Source organism: Nannocystis sp. RBIL2, from assembly GCF_026626745.1.
In the GTDB taxonomy this organism is placed as follows: domain Bacteria; phylum Myxococcota_A; class Polyangia; order Nannocystales; family Nannocystaceae; genus Nannocystis.
Genome location: NZ_JAPNJW010000002.1, coordinates 5,311,102 through 5,327,367 on the forward strand (window position 1 = coordinate 5,311,102; position 16,266 = coordinate 5,327,367).

The 16,266-nt window shown below is 73.7% G+C and carries 14 protein-coding genes; 6 read left to right on the forward strand and 8 right to left on the reverse strand.

Going from position 1 to position 16,266, the window contains the following annotated elements:
- Window positions 1-645, reverse strand: coding sequence for a hypothetical protein (locus tag OV090_RS45950; protein WP_267711370.1), 645 nt, complete (start codon window positions 643-645; stop codon window positions 1-3).
- 508 nt (window positions 646-1,153) lie between these two features.
- On the opposite strand from OV090_RS45950, the gene OV090_RS45955 reads away from it, so the two are divergent.
- The 4 genes from OV090_RS45955 (at window position 1,154) to OV090_RS45970 (ending at window position 5,686) form a co-directional block, all read left to right on the forward strand.
- Entirely contained in the window at window positions 1,154-1,783 is a 630-nt protein-coding gene (locus tag OV090_RS45955) for a hypothetical protein (RefSeq protein ID WP_267711372.1), read from the forward strand.
- Between the two features lie 136 nt (window positions 1,784-1,919).
- Entirely contained in the window at window positions 1,920-2,729 is an 810-nt protein-coding gene (locus OV090_RS45960) for a substrate-binding domain-containing protein (protein ID WP_267711373.1), read from the forward strand.
- A 78-nt stretch (window positions 2,730-2,807) separates the two neighbouring features.
- Window positions 2,808-4,151 carry a hypothetical protein gene (locus OV090_RS45965; protein ID WP_267711374.1) on the forward strand — a complete coding sequence of 448 codons (1,344 nt, stop codon included), beginning with the start codon at window positions 2,808-2,810 and terminating at the stop codon, window positions 4,149-4,151.
- Entirely contained in the window at window positions 4,148-5,686 is a 1,539-nt protein-coding gene (locus OV090_RS45970; RefSeq protein ID WP_267711376.1) for a hypothetical protein, read from the forward strand. Before OV090_RS45965 ends, OV090_RS45970 begins: the two co-directional genes overlap by 4 nt.
- Before the next feature lie 252 nt (window positions 5,687-5,938).
- Here the strand turns inward: OV090_RS45970 and OV090_RS45975 are convergent, their stop codons facing one another.
- The 3 genes from OV090_RS45975 to OV090_RS45985 all read right to left on the reverse strand — a co-directional run bounded on the left by OV090_RS45975 (window position 5,939) and on the right by OV090_RS45985 (window position 9,449).
- Window positions 5,939-6,343: a hypothetical protein gene (locus OV090_RS45975; RefSeq protein WP_267711377.1), complete on the reverse strand. Its 405-nt coding sequence runs from the start codon at window positions 6,341-6,343 to the stop codon at window positions 5,939-5,941.
- Between the two features lie 437 nt (window positions 6,344-6,780).
- A complete protein-coding gene (locus tag OV090_RS45980) occupies window positions 6,781-7,218 on the reverse strand; it encodes a hypothetical protein (protein WP_267711379.1) in 438 nt (145 codons plus the stop codon).
- Between the two features lie 182 nt (window positions 7,219-7,400).
- Entirely contained in the window at window positions 7,401-9,449 is a 2,049-nt protein-coding gene (locus tag OV090_RS45985) for a permease (RefSeq protein ID WP_267711380.1), read from the reverse strand.
- A 633-nt stretch (window positions 9,450-10,082) separates the two neighbouring features.
- Between OV090_RS45985 and OV090_RS45990 the strand changes: the two genes are divergently transcribed.
- Both OV090_RS45990 and OV090_RS45995 read left to right on the forward strand, forming a co-directional pair.
- Entirely contained in the window at window positions 10,083-11,507 is a 1,425-nt protein-coding gene (locus OV090_RS45990) for a VCBS repeat-containing protein (protein ID WP_267711381.1), read from the forward strand.
- A 17-nt stretch (window positions 11,508-11,524) separates the two neighbouring features.
- Complete coding sequence (locus OV090_RS45995) at window positions 11,525-11,881, forward strand: hypothetical protein (RefSeq protein WP_267711383.1); 357 nt, start codon at window positions 11,525-11,527, stop codon at window positions 11,879-11,881.
- A 3-nt stretch (window positions 11,882-11,884) separates the two neighbouring features.
- Here OV090_RS45995 and OV090_RS46000 read toward each other — a convergent pair whose 3' ends face one another.
- From OV090_RS46000 to OV090_RS46015, 4 genes are all read right to left on the reverse strand, one after another.
- Window positions 11,885-12,409, reverse strand: coding sequence for a DUF2505 domain-containing protein (locus tag OV090_RS46000; protein ID WP_267711385.1), 525 nt, complete (start codon window positions 12,407-12,409; stop codon window positions 11,885-11,887).
- Window positions 12,410-12,690: 281 nt separating this feature from the next.
- Complete coding sequence (locus OV090_RS46005; RefSeq protein WP_267711386.1) at window positions 12,691-13,854, reverse strand: SUMF1/EgtB/PvdO family nonheme iron enzyme; 1,164 nt, start codon at window positions 13,852-13,854, stop codon at window positions 12,691-12,693.
- Between the two features lie 125 nt (window positions 13,855-13,979).
- Window positions 13,980-15,107: an FKBP-type peptidyl-prolyl cis-trans isomerase gene (locus OV090_RS46010; RefSeq protein WP_267711387.1), complete on the reverse strand. Its 1,128-nt coding sequence runs from the start codon at window positions 15,105-15,107 to the stop codon at window positions 13,980-13,982.
- 56 nt (window positions 15,108-15,163) lie between these two features.
- Window positions 15,164-16,045, reverse strand: coding sequence for a universal stress protein (locus tag OV090_RS46015; RefSeq protein ID WP_267711388.1), 882 nt, complete (start codon window positions 16,043-16,045; stop codon window positions 15,164-15,166).
- Between the last annotated feature and the right edge of the window lie 221 nt (window positions 16,046-16,266).

Consider the following 16,266-nt stretch of genomic DNA (forward strand, 5'->3'; position numbering starts at 1 on the left):
CTACTCCTCGCCGATCTCGATGTTGTACTTCACCGTCATCTGCGGCCCGTTGTAGCGCGGGAACTCGTGGTCGGCCACGGCCTTGCGCACGCACGGGACGATGCCGAACACCTGCAGGCCGCGCGAGGCGGTCACCGTCACGGCGTCGACGCGACCTGTCTTTCCGAGCAGGCTGACGACCATGTCGAGGCGACCGCCCTTGAGGCCGCCGCCGCTATAACAGGCGGCGATCGACAGACACTCGTTGATCCCGTACTCGACCTCGCGCATGTGAGCGCTGAGCACCTGCTCGCTCAGCTGCTCCTCGCCCTCGCTCCAATCGAGCACCCGCGGGCGCTCGATGTCGAATTGCGGGATCGCCGAGTCGTCGACCGCGACGTGCTTCTTCGGCAGCTCGTCGCGCTCGTGGGTACACTCGCCCCACGACGTGATCTGCGGCCGCATCGGGATCTCGTTGGTCTCGACCTCTTGCTTGGCGGGCGTGTCCTCCGAGCTCTCGACCACGCACGTACCGCCCTCGCAGCGGGTGCCCTGGCCACACAGGCCGCCGCATTGGTCGGGCCCGCGAGAATCACTGTTCCGCTTGCAAGCCACCGGACTCAGGCTGAACGCCACGAGACCGGCGAAGATCATAGTGGTACGCATCGGCTGCCAGGGTAACACCGTCCTGGGTGCAAGAGATGCGGCTCGTCGAGGTTCCGCGCCGGCGGACGTGCGCGCCTCGGCGAGACAGCGCGGTGCGCCCTCGCGCCGGACCCGGACGTGCGCCGGTCAGCCCGGCCCGAACGCGAGAAACTGTCCCACACCCCCGCACCGACGGCCGAACTCGGACGCGCGGCGCCGGTGTCCCAGCCTCGCGGCTGGCGACGATCGCCTCCGCCCGACTCGCGCCTCCGGGTCACCGCGCGGAGGCCTCCGACGCGTCTCGCCTCGCCTGCGTATTTCCGCCTTCACACCGCGACGATTTCCCGCGCCGAACTTCGGCATTCGTGGCTCGCCCATTTCCCCTGCCAAAATTCTCAATGCCATGATCGCCGCCGCAATCGACGTTCCCCCGCGCGACAGCCTGGCCTGCGATCCGTCATCCGCCGCGCGCGGCTTGCCCCGCGCGCGTGCGGCTCGCATCTTCGGCCGAGGAGGTGCTCGCACATCGATGACGACCTACACCTGGACTGCGCCGACGCGCCGCGGCTTCTTGTTCGCCTCGGCGGGCCTCGCCGGACTCGGCGCCGTGTTCGCAACCGACGGCGCGCGCGCGTGCGACAAACACTCCGGCGCCGGCGCACCCTCCGAGGGACGGATCGCCGGGCCGGACGAGCCCGGTGAGCCGATGGAGATCGAAGGCACCGTCTACCGCCCCGACGGCGTCACCCCGGCCGCAGGCGTCGTGCTCTACGCCTATCACACCGCCGCCGACGGCCTCTACGCCGCAACGCCCGGACCGCCGCGCCTGCGGGCCTGGTTTCGCACCGACCCTCGCGGCCGCTACGCCTATCGCACGATCCGCCCCGCCGCCTACCCCGAGCGCCGCTTCGCCGCCCACGTCCACACTCAATTGTGGAGCGACACCGTGCCCGCGCAGTGGGGCACCACCCTGCTGTTCGCCGGCGACCCCTTGCTGTCGGCCAGCGAGCGCCGCGAGTCGGAGGCGCTCGCGCGGTTCGCCAACATCCGCCCGCTCGTCCGCGGCGCCGGCGGTGTGTGGCGCGGCGTCCACGACCTCCGCCTCAAGACCACCGGCGACCACTTCGAGGACAACACCCGCCACGGCCTCCAGGGCTGACACCCGACCTGTCCCTCGGGACACCTCACATGTCCTCGCGGACATCATGCCTTGAGGAACATGTCGCGAGAGACACGCCCGGACCCCGCCGCAGCGGACGCTTGTCTCTCGCGCCGGTGACGGTCATCCTGAGCGCATGTGGACCCGTCGGGCCGTCACCCGCCTCGTCTGGCCGCTGGGCGCCTGCCTGGCGTGCGGCGGCGGCGAGCGGGCCCGGCCATTGCGGCTGGCGACCACCACCAGCGTGCACGACAGCGGCCTCATGGGCGTCCTCGGGCCCGCCTTCACCGCGGCGAGCGGTCGGCCGGTCGAGGTCGTCGCAGTCGGCTCGAAGCGGGCGATCGAGCTGCTCGCCGCCGGCCAGGTCGACGGCGCAGTGACGCACAGCCCGGTCGAGGAGGCGCAGGCCCTGGCGAGCGGGCGGATCGGCGGGCGCACCCCCGTCATGTGCAACGCCTACGTCCTCGTCGGGCCGGTCGCGGCCGCCGGCGTCGTCGCCGGCGCGACCGACATCCGCGGCGCTTTGCGGGCCGTCGCCGGCTCCGGCCGCCGCTTCGTCGCGCGCGGCGACGAGTCCGGCACCCACCACCGCGAGCTGCAGCTGTGGGCGGCCGCCGGCGTCCCGTCCGAGAGCGCCTTCATCCTCCGGGTCCAGGGCACCATGGCCGAGGCGCTGGTCCTGGCCGCGCGCGAACACGCCTTCACCCTCAGCGATCGCGCCACCTTCCTGGCCCGCCGCGGCGATCTCGGGCTCGCAGTCCTGTTTCAGGGCGGCTCCGACCTCGACAACGTCTACTCCGTGCTCGAGCCCGCCCCGCAGGCCGGCGGCGACCTCGACGGCGTGCGCGCCTTCGTCGAGTTCCTGCGCTCTCCGGCGGGCCGGAGCCTGATCGGCAGCTTCGGCGTCGACACCGTGGGCGAGCCGCTGTTCACCCCGGTCGAGTGAGGCAAAAAGCCGCCCCGGGCCGGCCCCAGGCGAGAGATCCTTGCCCTCGCCCGCGCCAGCGGATACCACCTCCTCAGCATGCTCGCCCCTCGCCGTCCCCGCGCCCTCGGCGCGGCGCTCGCCCTGCTCGGGCTGGTCGTCGGCGAGCCCGCGGCCCTCGCCGCGCCCGCCGCCCCCGCGCCCGCCCCGGCGATCCCCGCGGCTCCCACGGAACCTGCCCCGAAGGACAGCCCCGCCGCGAGCCCCGACACGGTCCTCGACGTCGTCCTGCCGAGCGGCCTGCGCGTGCTCGCGGCCCGCGATCTCAGCCTGCCGGTCGCCGCGGTCGTGCTCGCGGTCGAGGTCGGCAGCGAGGACGATCCGCCCGAGCACCCGGGCCTGGTCCACGCGCTCGCCTACCACCTTCACCAGGGCAACCGCGAGCTGCGGCCGGGCGAGTCGATCGCCGCGGCCCAGGACGCCGGCGGCGTCCACCTCCTGGCCACCGGGCCCGGCCAGATCCGCTTCGAGTCGCTGGTGCCGATCTCCCGCCTCGAGGAGGTCCTGTTCGCCGAGTCGCAGCGGCTCCGCTTCCCCACCGTCGACAAGCGCCGCTGGGACATCAGCCTCGGCTGGGCCGGCTCCGACGTGCGCAGCCCCGCCGGCCTGCGCCCGACCGACCTCGCCGCGCTGCACGGCGCCGCCGGCCTCGGCCACGACGGCCGGGCGGTCGACCGCTCGCTCGCCGACATCACCCCGCCGGCCCTCGCCGCCGCCCTGGCGGCCAAGTTCAGCTACGCCCGCGCCACCCTCATCGTCGTCGCCCCCGAGCCGCCGGAGGTCATCCTCGACCAGGTCCGGGCCCGCTTCGCCGACTTGCCGCCGGCGACCCGCGCCTTGCCGGTCCGCTCGCCGGTGCCGGCAAGGCCCCCGGTGGCGCCGATTGCCGCGGGCGGCAAGCCGCCGCTGTTCGCCTGGTCGGTCCCGGCCGACGGCGCCTCGTCGGCCTGGGCCGGGGCGATCTGCCGCGCCCTCAACCGCCAGAAGCCCACCCCCGAGGAGCCCCGCAAGTCGCGGATCGGCTGCGACTTCGACCCCGACCCGCGCCGCGCCGCGCTGGTCCTGCGGGCCGTCGGCGCCGACGATCCGGCCGCCTTCGTGCGCGCCCGCCTGGCCCGCCTCGGCGGCCCCGACCAGCCGCTGCTGACCTCCCAGGCCCAGTTCATGGCCCAGGCGATCCGCCTCTACGCCCGCACCGCCCTCGGCCTGGCCCGGCTGCTGGCCGCCTCGCCGGCGCAGATCCCCGGCCCCGTCGCCGTGGACAGCTCGACCGCGCGCCGCCGCGACGACCTGCTCGGCCTCACCAGCCTCGCCGGCCGCCCCGGCCTCAACCTCACCGTCGAGGACGCGCTCCTCATCGGCCCCGCGGAGCCCAAGCCTTGACCCGACGTCCCCGGCTGCGCGCCTGCCTGCTGACCGCCGTGCTGCTGTCCCTCGGGACAGGTTGCAAGCGCAAGGACACCGTCAAGGTCGAGATCTTCGACGAGGCCGCGCCGCCGGCCTTGACCGAGGCGCTCGGCGCCCTGGCCCCGCCGTGGCCCGCGCCCGAGCGGGTCGTCCTCGCCGACGGCCTCCTCGTCCACTGGCTGCGCGAGGAGGGCACCCCGGCGGTGCACCTGCGCCTGGTCTTTCCGACAGGTGACCTCAAGCCCGCGCTGCAGGGCGCCCCGGCGCTGATCGCCGCCCGCAGCGTCGCGCTCGAGCTCGAGGCTCTGGCCGCGCGCCTGTCGATCCGGGTCGAGTTCACCCCGCGGGCCGGCCGCTACGAGGTCGCAGTCCACGGCGTCGACGCCGAGCTGTCCGCCATCCTCGCCGGCCTCGGCGACATCTTCTCCGCGCCCGGCCTCGACGGCCCGCTCGCCCGCGCCCGCAAGCAGGTCGCCCACGACCTGCGCTCGCCCGACGCCGAGACCCAGGCGCTCGGGGTCCTCACCGCGCGCCTCCTCGGCACCACCCCGGCGCACGAGCAGATCGCCGCCGCCGCCGTGCAGGACGCCCCCGAGACCGCCCTGCGCGACGCCTGGGAGGCCCTCACCGACCCGCGCGGCGCCCTCTTCGTCGTCCACGCCGGCGACAGGCTCGCCGCCCACGAGGACGCCCTGGCCGACCTCGCCGGCCGCTGGAAGCAGCGCGTCAAGCTGATCGCCGCCGGCGAGGCCACCGAGGAGGCGCTGGTCCGCCTGCGCCAGGGCCCGCGTCCGGCCGCACCGCCGGCGCAGCACCTGAGGCGCCCGCCGATCGCCCCGCTCGAGCGGGTCGACCCGCCTGCCTCCGGCCGCGGCAGCCGCAGCCTGCTCGTCCTCGGCCGCTCGCTCCCGCTGGCGACCGCGCGCGACCGCAGCCTCGCGCGCCTGGTCCAGCGCCACCTGCAGGCCGAGCTCGACATCCGCCTCAGCATCACCGGCACCGTCGGCGTGTTCACGATCCACGTCCCGCTCGGCGCCGCCGGCCGCGGCAAGCCGGCCGCCGACCCGCTGGAAGAGGTCGAGGCCGCCGAGCAGGCCGCCGATCCCGCCGAGGCCGACCCGCTGAGCCGACGCCTGCGCCGCGAGCTCACCGTCATCCGCGACTACCTGCGCGAGCGTCCGCTGGCCCAGGACCTGCTCGGCGCCGCCCAGCTGTGGCTCGGCGCGCGCATGGTGGCCGCCAGCGTCGGCGGCGAGGACTGGACCGCGCTGTGGAGCGACGCCCTCGACCTCTCGGTCGCCGACGGCGAGATCGTCGCCGCCCTCGCCCGCGACGCCGAGACCATGCTCGCCGCCACCCCCGACGAGGCCGCCGCCTTCATCACCCGCTGGCTCGACCTCGAAAAGAGCGAGCCCGGCTGGGCCTGGGTCGCCGTCGGCAACGAGGCCGACCTCAAGGGCATCATCGCCGCCGAGAGCAAGGGCATCCAGTTCGACCCCCCGCCCGAGTGACGCCTGTCTGAAAGGACAGGCGACCGCCGACACCGCGCAAGTCGAGGCTGTCCCAAGAGACAGCCTGCACCACGGTCGTTGCGGCCCGAGTGACGACCGACAAGTTCGGCCCGCCGAGACATTTTCGGCAACCTGCCAGGCATCGACCTCGGCGTGCGCCCGGATCGGCCCGCAACCCCTGGTTCCTGGGTCCCAACGTCTTCCCCCTGAGGTCGGCGCATTCGCCATACCGACGAATGCGCCGACGCGGCCTCACTGCGGCTTCGGCAGCTCCTCGGTGCCCTCGCAGATCCGCGGCCCACCGCACGACTCGTCGACGGCGCAGATCCGCGTCAGCGGCTCGAGGGCCGCCGCGACGTCGCGGACGTCGCAGCGCGCCCGGGCGCACGCCTCGAGGCCGGTGCTCGCGTCGGACATACAATCGAGCACGCAGCTGCACGAGCGCTCGTCGTCGCAGGCCTGGACCCCGTCGCAGCAGGCGATCCGCAGGCACGAGCGGCACTCCGGCTCGTCCTCCTCCGGCACGCACTCGGTGCCCGGGCCCCCGTCGTCGCCACCCTCGTCGCCTCCGCCCGAAGGCTCGAGGTCGCACTCGTGAATGAAGGGAATGGCGAACACGAGGCTCGCCGCGAGGACGCTCGCAGAATGAAATAGCATGATCTCTCTCCTTCTCGGCGCCGGACCGAACCGACCGTACGTCTGTCCGCCCCGTCGTCTGCGTGAAATCTGCTTCAGGCCGCGGTACCGTCAATCACAGAATGTTGATATCGGGCACACGCTCCCACCTGTGACGCACTGCCCTGATCCCACCCCCACCCGGCGAACGTGCGCTGCAGAACACCGGTCCGCGAGCTTTAAATCAGCCGTCTCCAACCCCGCCCGACGTGCCCGCGAGCCCCGCCCGTCGACGCCTGTGCCACCCGGCACACTCGCACCGGCGATCTGGCGCACGCGCACCCATCGCCCCATATCCCCCCTTTCCTTTCAACACCCGCCCCGGCCCCCGCAGCCGCCCGCGCTGGGCCGATTCGCAGCACCGCCGCGAAGTCCATCCTCCCACGAATGCCATTACCGCGGAGCAACCGCGCCACCCGTCAGCCCAGCAAGTCCTCGCCGCAGCGCCGCAGCAGCGCCGGCCACGAGTCTTCGGGCCAGTCGGTGTCTCCGGGCGCGATGGAGATCCACGCGCCATAGGCGATCGAGTACACCGCCCACGCGCGGGCGGCCCGGTGCTGCGCGCGGGTGAACGGCTCGCCCCGCGCCGCCTCGTAGTCGGCGATGAACTGCAAGATCGCCTCCGGCGTCGGCACGCGCCGGACCTGCTCTTGCGACCAGTCGGCGGTGTGTCCGTGGGCGTTGACGCCGACGATGCTCACCTCCGGACGCGTCGCCAGCGAGTCCCAGTCATAGCAGGCGACCAGGCGATCGCCCGCGAAGCGCAGGTGCTCGACGCGCCAGTCGCAGTGGCCGAGCACCTGCGGCGACGCGGCGACGCCCGCGACCTCCCGCGCCCGCCGAGCGAGCCCCCGCACCCAGCCCGTCCCCCGTGCGGCAAGCCCTGCCGCGAGTGATGCGAGCGCCCGCCACGCCGCGCGGGAGGATCCAAGCGAGTGATGCGAGCGCCCGCTCCACCCACGCGGGACAATTCCGTGAGAATGATCGTCGTCGGACAAACTCGACGGCCCCGGCCCGTGCCTACAGCCGCGCCCTCGGGCTAATGCGAGTGCCCGCCCCGCCCGCGCGGGAGGACCTCGGGCGCATCATGCTCATGCGAGTGATGCCCGTGCGCCTCATGCCCGTGCGAGTGATGCTCGTGTCCCTCATGCCCGTGCGAGTGATGCTCGTGCGCCTCATGCCCGTGCGAGTGCAAGTGCGTGTGGTGCCCGTGCGAGTGCGAATGCTCGTGGCGATGCTCGTGCGAATGAGGCTCGTGCGAGTGATGCTCGTGCACACCATGCCCGTGCGAGCACCCCTCATGCGAATGATGCGAGTGCCCGCACCCGCCGTGCGCATGCCCGGCCTCGCCGTGGTCGTGCGAATGTCCTTCGCGCTCCCACAGCCGGGCGAAGAACGCCTGCGGCCCCTGGCGCACGAACGAGATCAAAAACAGCCCTGCGAGCGCCCACGCGGCCGCTTCGGCCAGCGGACCGTGCCCCGCGTGCGGCTGCACTCCGGCCACCCCGCGCAGGTCCGGCAGCACCAGGTCGACCATTAGCCCGAGCCCGACCGCCAGCGCCAGCATCGCAGCCGCGAAGCGGGCCGCCGTCGCCCGGCCGTGCTCCTGCGCCAGCACCCCGAACGTCGTCGCGTTCGTCGCCGGCCCCGTCAGCAGGAACGCCAGCGCCGCCCCCGGGCTCAGCCCCTTCGCCAGCAGCGCCGCCACCAGCGGCGTCGCCCCCGACGCGCACACGTAGATCGGCACCCCGAGCGTAGCGAACAGCAGCACCTGCAGCGGCCCCGGGATCGCCATCAACGCCGACGGATCGATCCACGGCTCGATCAGCGCCGCCACCAGCAGCCCAAGCCCGATCCACGGCGCGGTCGTGTCCACCAATTCGCCGAAGCCCGTCCGCAGCCCGCTCCACAGCCGCGCCAGCGCCGGCCCGCGCGGCCCCGCCTCGGGCTCGCTGCTGCCGCCGATCCGCCGCGCCTGCCCGCCGACCCACCAGCCGACCAGCCAGGCCACCAGCGCCGCCGCGACCACCCGCAGCACGGTCATCTCCGCCCCGAGCAGCGGCCACGACAGCAAGATCGCGTCGACCCCGAGCTCCGGCGTGGCGATGAAGAACGCCATCGCCGCCGCCGCCGGCACCCCGCGCTGCAGCAGGCTGCGGTACACCGGCACCACCCCGCACGAGCACAGCGGCAGCGGCAGCCCGACCACCACCCCGCGCAGCGCCTGCCCTGCCGGCCCCCCGCGCTGAAGCCACCGCACCGGCGCCTCTGGCATCAGCCCCGACACCAGCCCGGCCAGCGCGTACGCCAGCAGCAGCGCCGGCGCGCTCTCCCGCAGCAGCTCGCCCAGCGCCGCCAGAGTGCGCGCCAGCGGATCGGCCGCCCCGTGCGTCTCCGCGGCCAGCGCGACCAACAGCCCGAGCCCGACCAGCCCGCCGGCGGTCGCGCCGATCCGGGCCCCGCGGCTATCTGTCTCTTGGGACCTGTGCCCCACGACATGTAACAACAGACCGCCGACGATCGCGTGGAACAGCCCGAGCCAGCTGGCGTCGAGCGCCGCGAACGAGGCGTCGGCGAACACGTAGCCGGCCACCGTGGCCGCCCCGAGCAGCAGCAGCGCCCCCGCGGCCACCACGAACCCGGCCGGCGACAGCAGCCACCACACCCCGACCGCCACCGGCAGCTGGTGGGCGATCACCGCCACCTCGAGCCCGTGCGAATCGCCCTCCTCGAGGTGCGCCAGCGCCAGCGCCAGCCCGTCGGTGAAGGCGTGCAGCGCCATGCCGAGGATCGCCAGAGTCAGCGCGGCGCGGTGGGTGCCGCGGGCCGCCATCCGCAGCGGCCCCTCGGCGATCGCCGGCCCCGCCAGCCCGACGAGCAGGGCCAGGAACGCCGGCCAGCCGGCCAGCGCCAGAGCGCGCGGCACGATCTCGAGCGCCACCAGCCCGGAGACCGCCACCAGCACGAAGCTGTCGAGCGCCGCCATCGTCACGCGCTCGCGACGGGCCGCCGCGTGGAGCAGCGGCCCGAGCACCAGCGCCACCACGCTGATCGCGAGGGTCCAGGTGCCGTGGGAGTCGCCGGGCATCGCGGGCGCGACCATAGCCCGAAATCGCCGCGCGGCGGCACCGGTCCGGACGCCGTTTCCAGGCCGGCCGCGTGCGAGTCGGCGGCAGTCGGGCCCGCCGAGACCGCGGCGTCGCCACCGGCGCCGCCCGACCACGCCGCCTGGCCGGCAGCTCACGCCTCGCCGCCCCGCGTCGATTCTCACCCCGCGCCCGCGACAACGCCCCGCCTTCGCCGAGTCGCCGCCTGCCCGCCGCAATCCTCGTTCACGGGCCGTGACCGGCTCGCCTCGCGACATCGGCGTCACCATCACCGCCGCCCGCTCACCCGCGGCCCACCATCGTCCGCGGCCCGACTGCTTCGTCCCTGGCCGCGCCTCCCCTCCACCTGGCTTCTCCGCGACCTACGTCGTCCGCCGCCGCCCTCTTCGTCGGCGGCCCCATCGCCTCCGCCGCTGGGCCTCTCGTTCGCCCTCGCCGGCCTCACCTGGCGGAAGTGCCATGGCCCATCCGCCATGTCCTTTCGCACCCGAAGCCGCGTGCCGCGCAACGCGCGCAAGCCGACCCGAGGCCCTTCCGCCTTTGCCGTTCGCGGCGGCCCGGACGAGCGACGCTGCGCGTTGACGGCCCCTGGCGGCGCCCGCCATCCTCCCGCCATGGCCTTTTGGACACGGTATTTCCTCGCGCTGACGGCGGTGGCGGCGTGCGGCGGCGGCGACGGCGACGACACCGGCACGACGGGCGCCATGCCCACCTCGACCATGACCATGGCGACCGCCGCCACCATGAACCCCGCCACGACCACCGGCGACAGCGAGAGCATCACCGGCACCACCACCGACGAGGCCACCACCGTCGAGCCCACCACCGTCGAGCCCACCACCGCGGCTCCGGTCACCAGCAGCACCACCAGCGTGGCCTGCGTCGACGGCGAGGCGGACTGTCCCTGTCTGCCCCTTGCGACATGTTTCCCGGGCCTCGAGTGCATCGACGACGTGTGCGTCGGCATGGAGACGCCGGCCATGTGCGGCGACGGTCAGGCCATGCCCGGCGAGGTCTGCTTCAAGCCGTTCGCCCCGCTCGGCATGGGCTCCGGGCCGATCTCCGTCGCGGTCGCCGACTTCAACAAGGACGGCAACGACGACGTCGCCTGCGCCAACAACATGACCAATAACGTCACCGTCCGCACCGGCAAGGGCGACGGCGGCTTCAATGCGCTGAGCGCCCTCGGCGTCGGCATGGGCCCCTACGCGGCCGCCACCCCCGATCTCAACAACGACGGCGCGCCCGACCTCGTCACCGCCAACATCACCGGCAACGACCTCTCGGTCTACCTCAACAGCGGCGGCGGCATGCTCACGGCCCAGCCCGCGGTCCCGGCCGGCGCCCAGGCGCGTCACGTCGTCGCCGCCAAGCTCAACGCCGACGACCTCGACGACCTCGTCGTCGCCAACTACATGGACAACACCCTCACCGTGCTGCTCGGCGACGGCGTCGGCTTCCCCGCGCCCGCCAGCGTCGTCGTCGGCACCGGGCCGACCTGGATCGCCGTCGGCGACATGAACGGCGACCAGAACCTCGACCTCGTCAGCGCCAACTACGGCGCCAGCAGCCTCAGCGTCTCCCTCGGCAACGGCCTCGGCAACTTCGGCCCGCCGACCAGCTCGCCCGCCGGCGGCCAGGTCTACGCCGTCGGCGTCGCCGACCTCAACGGCGACGGCGACATGGACGCGGTCGTCACCATCCCGGCCGCCGGCCAGGTGTTCATCCTCCAGGGCAACGGCCTCGGCGGCTTCGGCGGCGCGATCCCCTACCCCTGCGGCGCCGACCCGATCGGCCTCCTCCTCCACGACGTCTCCGGCGACGGCGCCGTCGACATCATCGTCGCCAACCGCGGCGCCAACACCGTCAGCGTCCTGCGCGGCAACGGCAACGGCGGCTTCACTGCCCCCGAGGCGTTCCCCGTCGGCGCCTCGCCTTACGTCGTCGCCCTGGGCGACTTCAATAAAGACGGCGCGATCGACCTCGTCACCGCCAACAACGGCGACAGCACCGTCAGCGTGCTGATCGCCAACCCCTGAGCCATGTCCTAGAGGACATGTCCGAACAGGCATTCATGACAGACCTCGAGGACATGTCCCTGGAGACAGCAAAGAGCGCGCTGCTGCTCCGCCTGCGCCACGTGTCCGAGGCCTCCATGTGCGCCCAGTGGTACGGGGCGCTCGAGTACATCGTCTGGGACCGGCTCGGCCGCGGCCCGTCGCGGTTCGGCCAGCTGCTCCTCGGCGAGGACTTGCTGGCCGAGCTCGCCGCGCTCGCGCAGCGGGCCGGCGGGTGGTTCGTGTTCGCCTGGGACGCCGACGAGCCCGAGTTCATCGCCCTCGCCGACTGGCTGCCGCGCTACGAGGACTGGCTGCGGGCCGTGCCCGAGGCCGACCGCCCGCGCGACCGCTGAGCCTCAGGAGCTCGCCTTGCCGTTGGCGCGCAGCCACTGGTTGGTGTAGTCGGCGGCCTTTTGATAGCTCTCGCGCATCGTCTTCTCGAGGAACTTCTCGACCATCCCGCCGACGCCGAACATCTTGACCTCGATCTCGAACTCGGCGACGCGGTCCGACTGACCGGGCCCGGTGCGCTCGAGCCACATCTCGGCCTTGATCGTCGTCTTGTCGGCCAGCTTGGACGGCAGGACCCTGGCGATCCACTTCGGCGCGTTGGGCCCGGCGACCTCGAGGCGGCCCTCCTCGACGTACGAGACCGAGTCGCCGAGCACCTTGCGGATCGCCGCCGGCGCGTCGATCTTCGGCGTCACCCGCACCTTCCGCGTCTTGCGGCCGTCGGGCGGGCTCGTCTCCTCGACGACGTCGAACGCCTCGAACTCGAGGCCTTTTTTGTAGAGCTTCTCGTTGTAGTCGTGGTCGAAGAACACCTCGCGCCAGAACGGCTCCGGCTCGATGGCGTACGGGTGCCTGATCGTGAACTTCATCGCCGGGGTTTTTTCACGCGCCCGCGCCCGCGTCAACCGCCGGCGGCGCGGGCCTCCGCGCGCCCGCACCATCGCGCTCCGAGCCATCGCGCCGCGTGCTCGGCACGCCGACCTGCGGCCCCGCGCAAGCTGCGCGAAGGCGCGTCTCCGCGTCCTCGATTCACCCCTGACGGACCTCGCCGCCCGCTCGAACACGCGTCACACGATCTCGGCAGCGATTCACCACACCGGCGCGGAGCGACGCGAGCGACGCCCGGCGATCGCATCGCGCCGGCGGGGCTTCACTTCGCCGGCGTGCCGCGCTGCAGCGCCTCTGCCTCGCGGGGGTTCGCCGCGCAGCGGAAGCCGAAGTGGTGGAACGGCTGATTGCTGGGGAAGTGCGGGCGTCGCCACACGCCGGTCGCGTACGACGCGTCCCAGTACCACGACCCGCCGCGGACGATCTTGCGCAGCTTGCCCGAGCACTCGCGGGCCACCTCGCCGTCCTTCGCGCACGGACCGAGCGGATCGATCCCCTCGCAGTCGGCCCCGCACTCCGCGTAGCTGCGGGTGAACCAGTCGGCCACCCACTCCCATGAATTTCCGGACATGTCGTAAAGGCCATATCGGCCCGGCGCCCGCGAGCCGACCTCCCACGGTCGCCCCGTGTCCGGCTTGCTGCCCTGCTTCTTGACCCCGCAGCCGCGCCCCGACTCGTCCTTCAGGATCGCCCGCTCGCAGGTCGCCGGCTCGTCGCCCCACGGGTGCAGCGCCCCGTCGGGTCCGCGGGCGCCCTTCTCCCACTGCGCCTCGCTCGGCAGCCGCTTGCCCTGGGCCTTGCAATAGCCCTCGGCGTGGAACCAGTTCACCCCGTTGACCGGCTGCTTCGGCCGGTCGAAGTCACTGTACGCCGGCCCGCCTTTCGGGTCGCAGCCCTTGGCCTTCACGCACGCCTTGTACTCCGCGTACGTCACCTCGTTGAGGTCGAGGTAGTACGTCTGCAGCCACACCCGCGCCTGCGGCCGCGCGTGCTCGGGCCCGGTGTCGCTGCCGCGGATGAACCACCCCGCCGGGATGCACGCCATGCCCGGCGGCGGCGGGTCGAGGCAGGCGATCGGCGCCGGCGCTCCGGGCGGCGGTGGGTCGGCGGCCAGAGTGGCGCCCGGCCTGGCGGCCCCGGGACCAACTGTCCCTGCGGCCAGCCCGGCATTCGCGCCACCCGACCCCGCGGACGGACCGGAAGACCCGGGGCCCGCACCTGCGCCGCCTGTCCCTCCGGACAGCCCGGCCGCACCTGTCCCTCCAGACATCTCACCCGCGCTCCCCGACGCACCTGTCCCTCCGGACAGCCCACTGCTCGCGGCGCCGGGCGCCTTCGCGCCGTCACCTGTCCCTGCGGACAGCCCAGGACCCTTGCCACCCGCGGCCTGCTCCGCGCCGCCGCGCTCGCCTGCCCCGGCGGACATGTCCCCGGAGCCAGCGACCGCCGGCGCGCTCCCGGGCCCCGCGGCCCCGGGCGCCTGGTCCGAGGGACCTGCCCGACAGGACAGGCCCACGGTCAACACGGCTGCGGAGATCGCCGCGGGCGCTCTCACCCGGCCTTCTTCTCCGTCGCCGGGGCCTTCGCGTCGGGCTTGGCCGGCGCGGTCGCCGGAGCCGTGGCCGGCTGCGCACCGCCCGGCGCCCCCGAATGGGCGCCACCCGGCGCGCCTGGATGGGCGCCACCCGGCGCGGCGCTGCCCGGCGCAGTGACGCCGGCGGGCGGCGTCGGGGCCGGCTTGACCGACATCAGCTCGACCGTGAACGTCAGGTCCGAGTTGGCGGGGATCCGGCCCTTCGCCCGCTCGCCGTACGCCAGCTTGGCGGGGATCTCGAGCTTGCGCAGGCCGCCGACCTTCATGCCGGCGATGCCGAGGTCCCAGCCCTTGATCACGCGGCCCTGGCCGAGCGGGAAGGCGATCGGCTTGCGCGTCAGCGACGAGTCGAACTCGGTCCCGTCCTTGAGCGTGCCGCGGTAGTGGACCGCGACCTGGTCGCCGGCCTTGGCCTCCGCGCCCTCGCCGACCTTGAACTCGCTGATCTTGAGCCCGTCCTCGAGCGTCTTGGTCGACGCCGGCTTGCCCTCGAACGCGGTGAGCGGCTGCGGGGGCGGCGGCGGCGGCGTGAACGACAGCAGCTCGATGGTGAACACAAGCGTCGCGCCCGGCGGGATCTTCCCGGCCCGGCGGTCGCCGTAGCCGAGCGCCGCCGGCACGATCAGGCGCCGCTTGCCGCCGACCTTCATGCCGACCACGCCCTCGTCCCAGCCCTTGATCACGCGGCCCTCGCCGAGCGAGAACGTGAACGGCCGGTTGCGCTTCTTCGACGTGTCGAAGATGAGCCCGTCGGTCAGGTAGCCGGTGTAGTGGACCTCGACCTCGCCGCCCTGGACCGCCTCGGCCCCCTCGCCGACGACGAAGTCCTCGACCGTCAGCCCGCTCGCGGTCTTGTTGCTGCTGAGCGGCTTGCCGTCGAACGGCGGGTCGTACTTGATGTCCGCGCTCGGCTCGAGCGGCAGCGGCGGCGCCTCGACCTTCGCGGGCTCGGCCTTGACCTCGGCCTTCGCGGGTTCGGCGGCCTTGGCCGGCTCGGCCTTGGCGTCGGTCTTCGGGGCCTCGCCGGCCGTGCAGGCGACCAGGACGGAGGAGAGGAGGAGCGCGAACGGAGCGCGGACGTGCATGGCGCGGCGTCTATATCCCACTTTCGCAGCCGGCGCACGCCCCTGCGGGGCGCACGCTAGGGCCGCGCATCCGGCGGGACCACGAGCACGGGGATCGCGGCCCGAGCCGCCAGCTCGCTCGACGTGCTGAGGGCGATCACCCGCTCGATGCGGCTGAGCAGCCGCGATCCGCACACCAGGAACGGCGCCCCCTGCTCGGTCGCGACCGCGAGGATCTCGGTGATCGTGTCGCCGTAGCGGACCACCACCGGCTCGTTGCGGCCCTGGTCGGCCAGCCACTCGGCGGTGCGGTCCTTGGCCGCCGCGATCGTCTGGCCCTTGAACTGCGCCAGCGCGTCGGTCGACCAGTAGATCTGCGTGTACTCCTCCGGCACGCTGACCACGCGCACGAACACCAGCGGCCGGCCCAGCGACTTCGCCAGCGCGGTGCCCACCTCGACCGCGCCCGAGCTGGCCTCGGCCGGCGTCACCGCCACCACCACCGGCCCGCTGCGCAGCTGGTCCGTCTGCAGGTCGGGCGGCACCACGAACGTCGGCACCACCAGCCGCTGCAGCAGCCGCCGCGCCACGCTGCCGAGCCGCACCAGGTCGCGCCCGTCGCTCGCCGCCTTGCGCCCGACGATCATCCCGATCGCCGACCGTCCGGCCCGCGCGCTCGCCAGCGTCTCCGCCGGCTCGTCCGCCTCGATCAGCTCGATGTCCGCGAACGCCTCGCGCACCCCGGCCCGGTCCATCGCCAGCTCCGCCTCCGTCTTCAGCCGCTCGCGCACCCGCACGCGACCCTCGAACTGGTCGAGCTGATCCACCACCGCGGTTGGCGCGGCGTGAACCCCCACCAGCTCGATCGCCCCGTTCGTCTGTTCGCGCAACCACGCCCCGAAGCGCACCGCGCCGTCGCTGCGGTGGCGGAGATCGACCCCGACGATCCACGTGTTCATGCCGCAACGATGACAGCGCTTCGAGCCCCGGCAACGCCGCACGGCCTCACCGGGCTCATCCGACGGGCCTCCGCCCGCCCGCCGGACCACGTCCCGTCCTGCCGCTCGCGTCCGCTGCCCGCTCGCCACCCCGCTCCCCGATCCCGCCCCGCGACCGATCGCGCCGATCCCGCCCACACGAGGTCACTCGCCCCCGCCCGCGTCACCCGTCCGACTCACCA

What these genes read in the sequence shown, in the direction of transcription:
- OV090_RS45955 (WP_267711372.1), top strand. Translation starts at nt 1,154, where the DNA reads ATGACGACCTACACCTGGACTGCGCCGACGCGCCGCGGCTTCTTGTTC.
- OV090_RS45995 (WP_267711383.1), top strand. Translation starts at nt 11,525, where the DNA reads ATGTCCGAACAGGCATTCATGACAGACCTCGAGGACATGTCCCTGGAG.
- OV090_RS45960 (WP_267711373.1), top strand. Translation starts at nt 1,920, where the DNA reads ATGTGGACCCGTCGGGCCGTCACCCGCCTCGTCTGGCCGCTGGGCGCC.
- OV090_RS45975 (WP_267711377.1), bottom strand. Translation starts at nt 6,343, where the DNA reads ATGCTATTTCATTCTGCGAGCGTCCTCGCGGCGAGCCTCGTGTTCGCC.
- OV090_RS46010 (WP_267711387.1), bottom strand. Translation starts at nt 15,107, where the DNA reads ATGCACGTCCGCGCTCCGTTCGCGCTCCTCCTCTCCTCCGTCCTGGTC.
- OV090_RS45965 (WP_267711374.1), top strand. Translation starts at nt 2,808, where the DNA reads ATGCTCGCCCCTCGCCGTCCCCGCGCCCTCGGCGCGGCGCTCGCCCTG.
- OV090_RS46015 (WP_267711388.1), bottom strand. Translation starts at nt 16,045, where the DNA reads ATGAACACGTGGATCGTCGGGGTCGATCTCCGCCACCGCAGCGACGGC.
- OV090_RS45985 (WP_267711380.1), bottom strand. Translation starts at nt 9,449, where the DNA reads ATGCCCGGCGACTCCCACGGCACCTGGACCCTCGCGATCAGCGTGGTG.
- OV090_RS45950 (WP_267711370.1), bottom strand. Translation starts at nt 645, where the DNA reads ATGCGTACCACTATGATCTTCGCCGGTCTCGTGGCGTTCAGCCTGAGT.
- OV090_RS46005 (WP_267711386.1), bottom strand. Translation starts at nt 13,854, where the DNA reads ATGTCCGCCGGGGCAGGCGAGCGCGGCGGCGCGGAGCAGGCCGCGGGT.
- OV090_RS45990 (WP_267711381.1), top strand. Translation starts at nt 10,083, where the DNA reads ATGGCCTTTTGGACACGGTATTTCCTCGCGCTGACGGCGGTGGCGGCG.
- OV090_RS46000 (WP_267711385.1), bottom strand. Translation starts at nt 12,409, where the DNA reads ATGAAGTTCACGATCAGGCACCCGTACGCCATCGAGCCGGAGCCGTTC.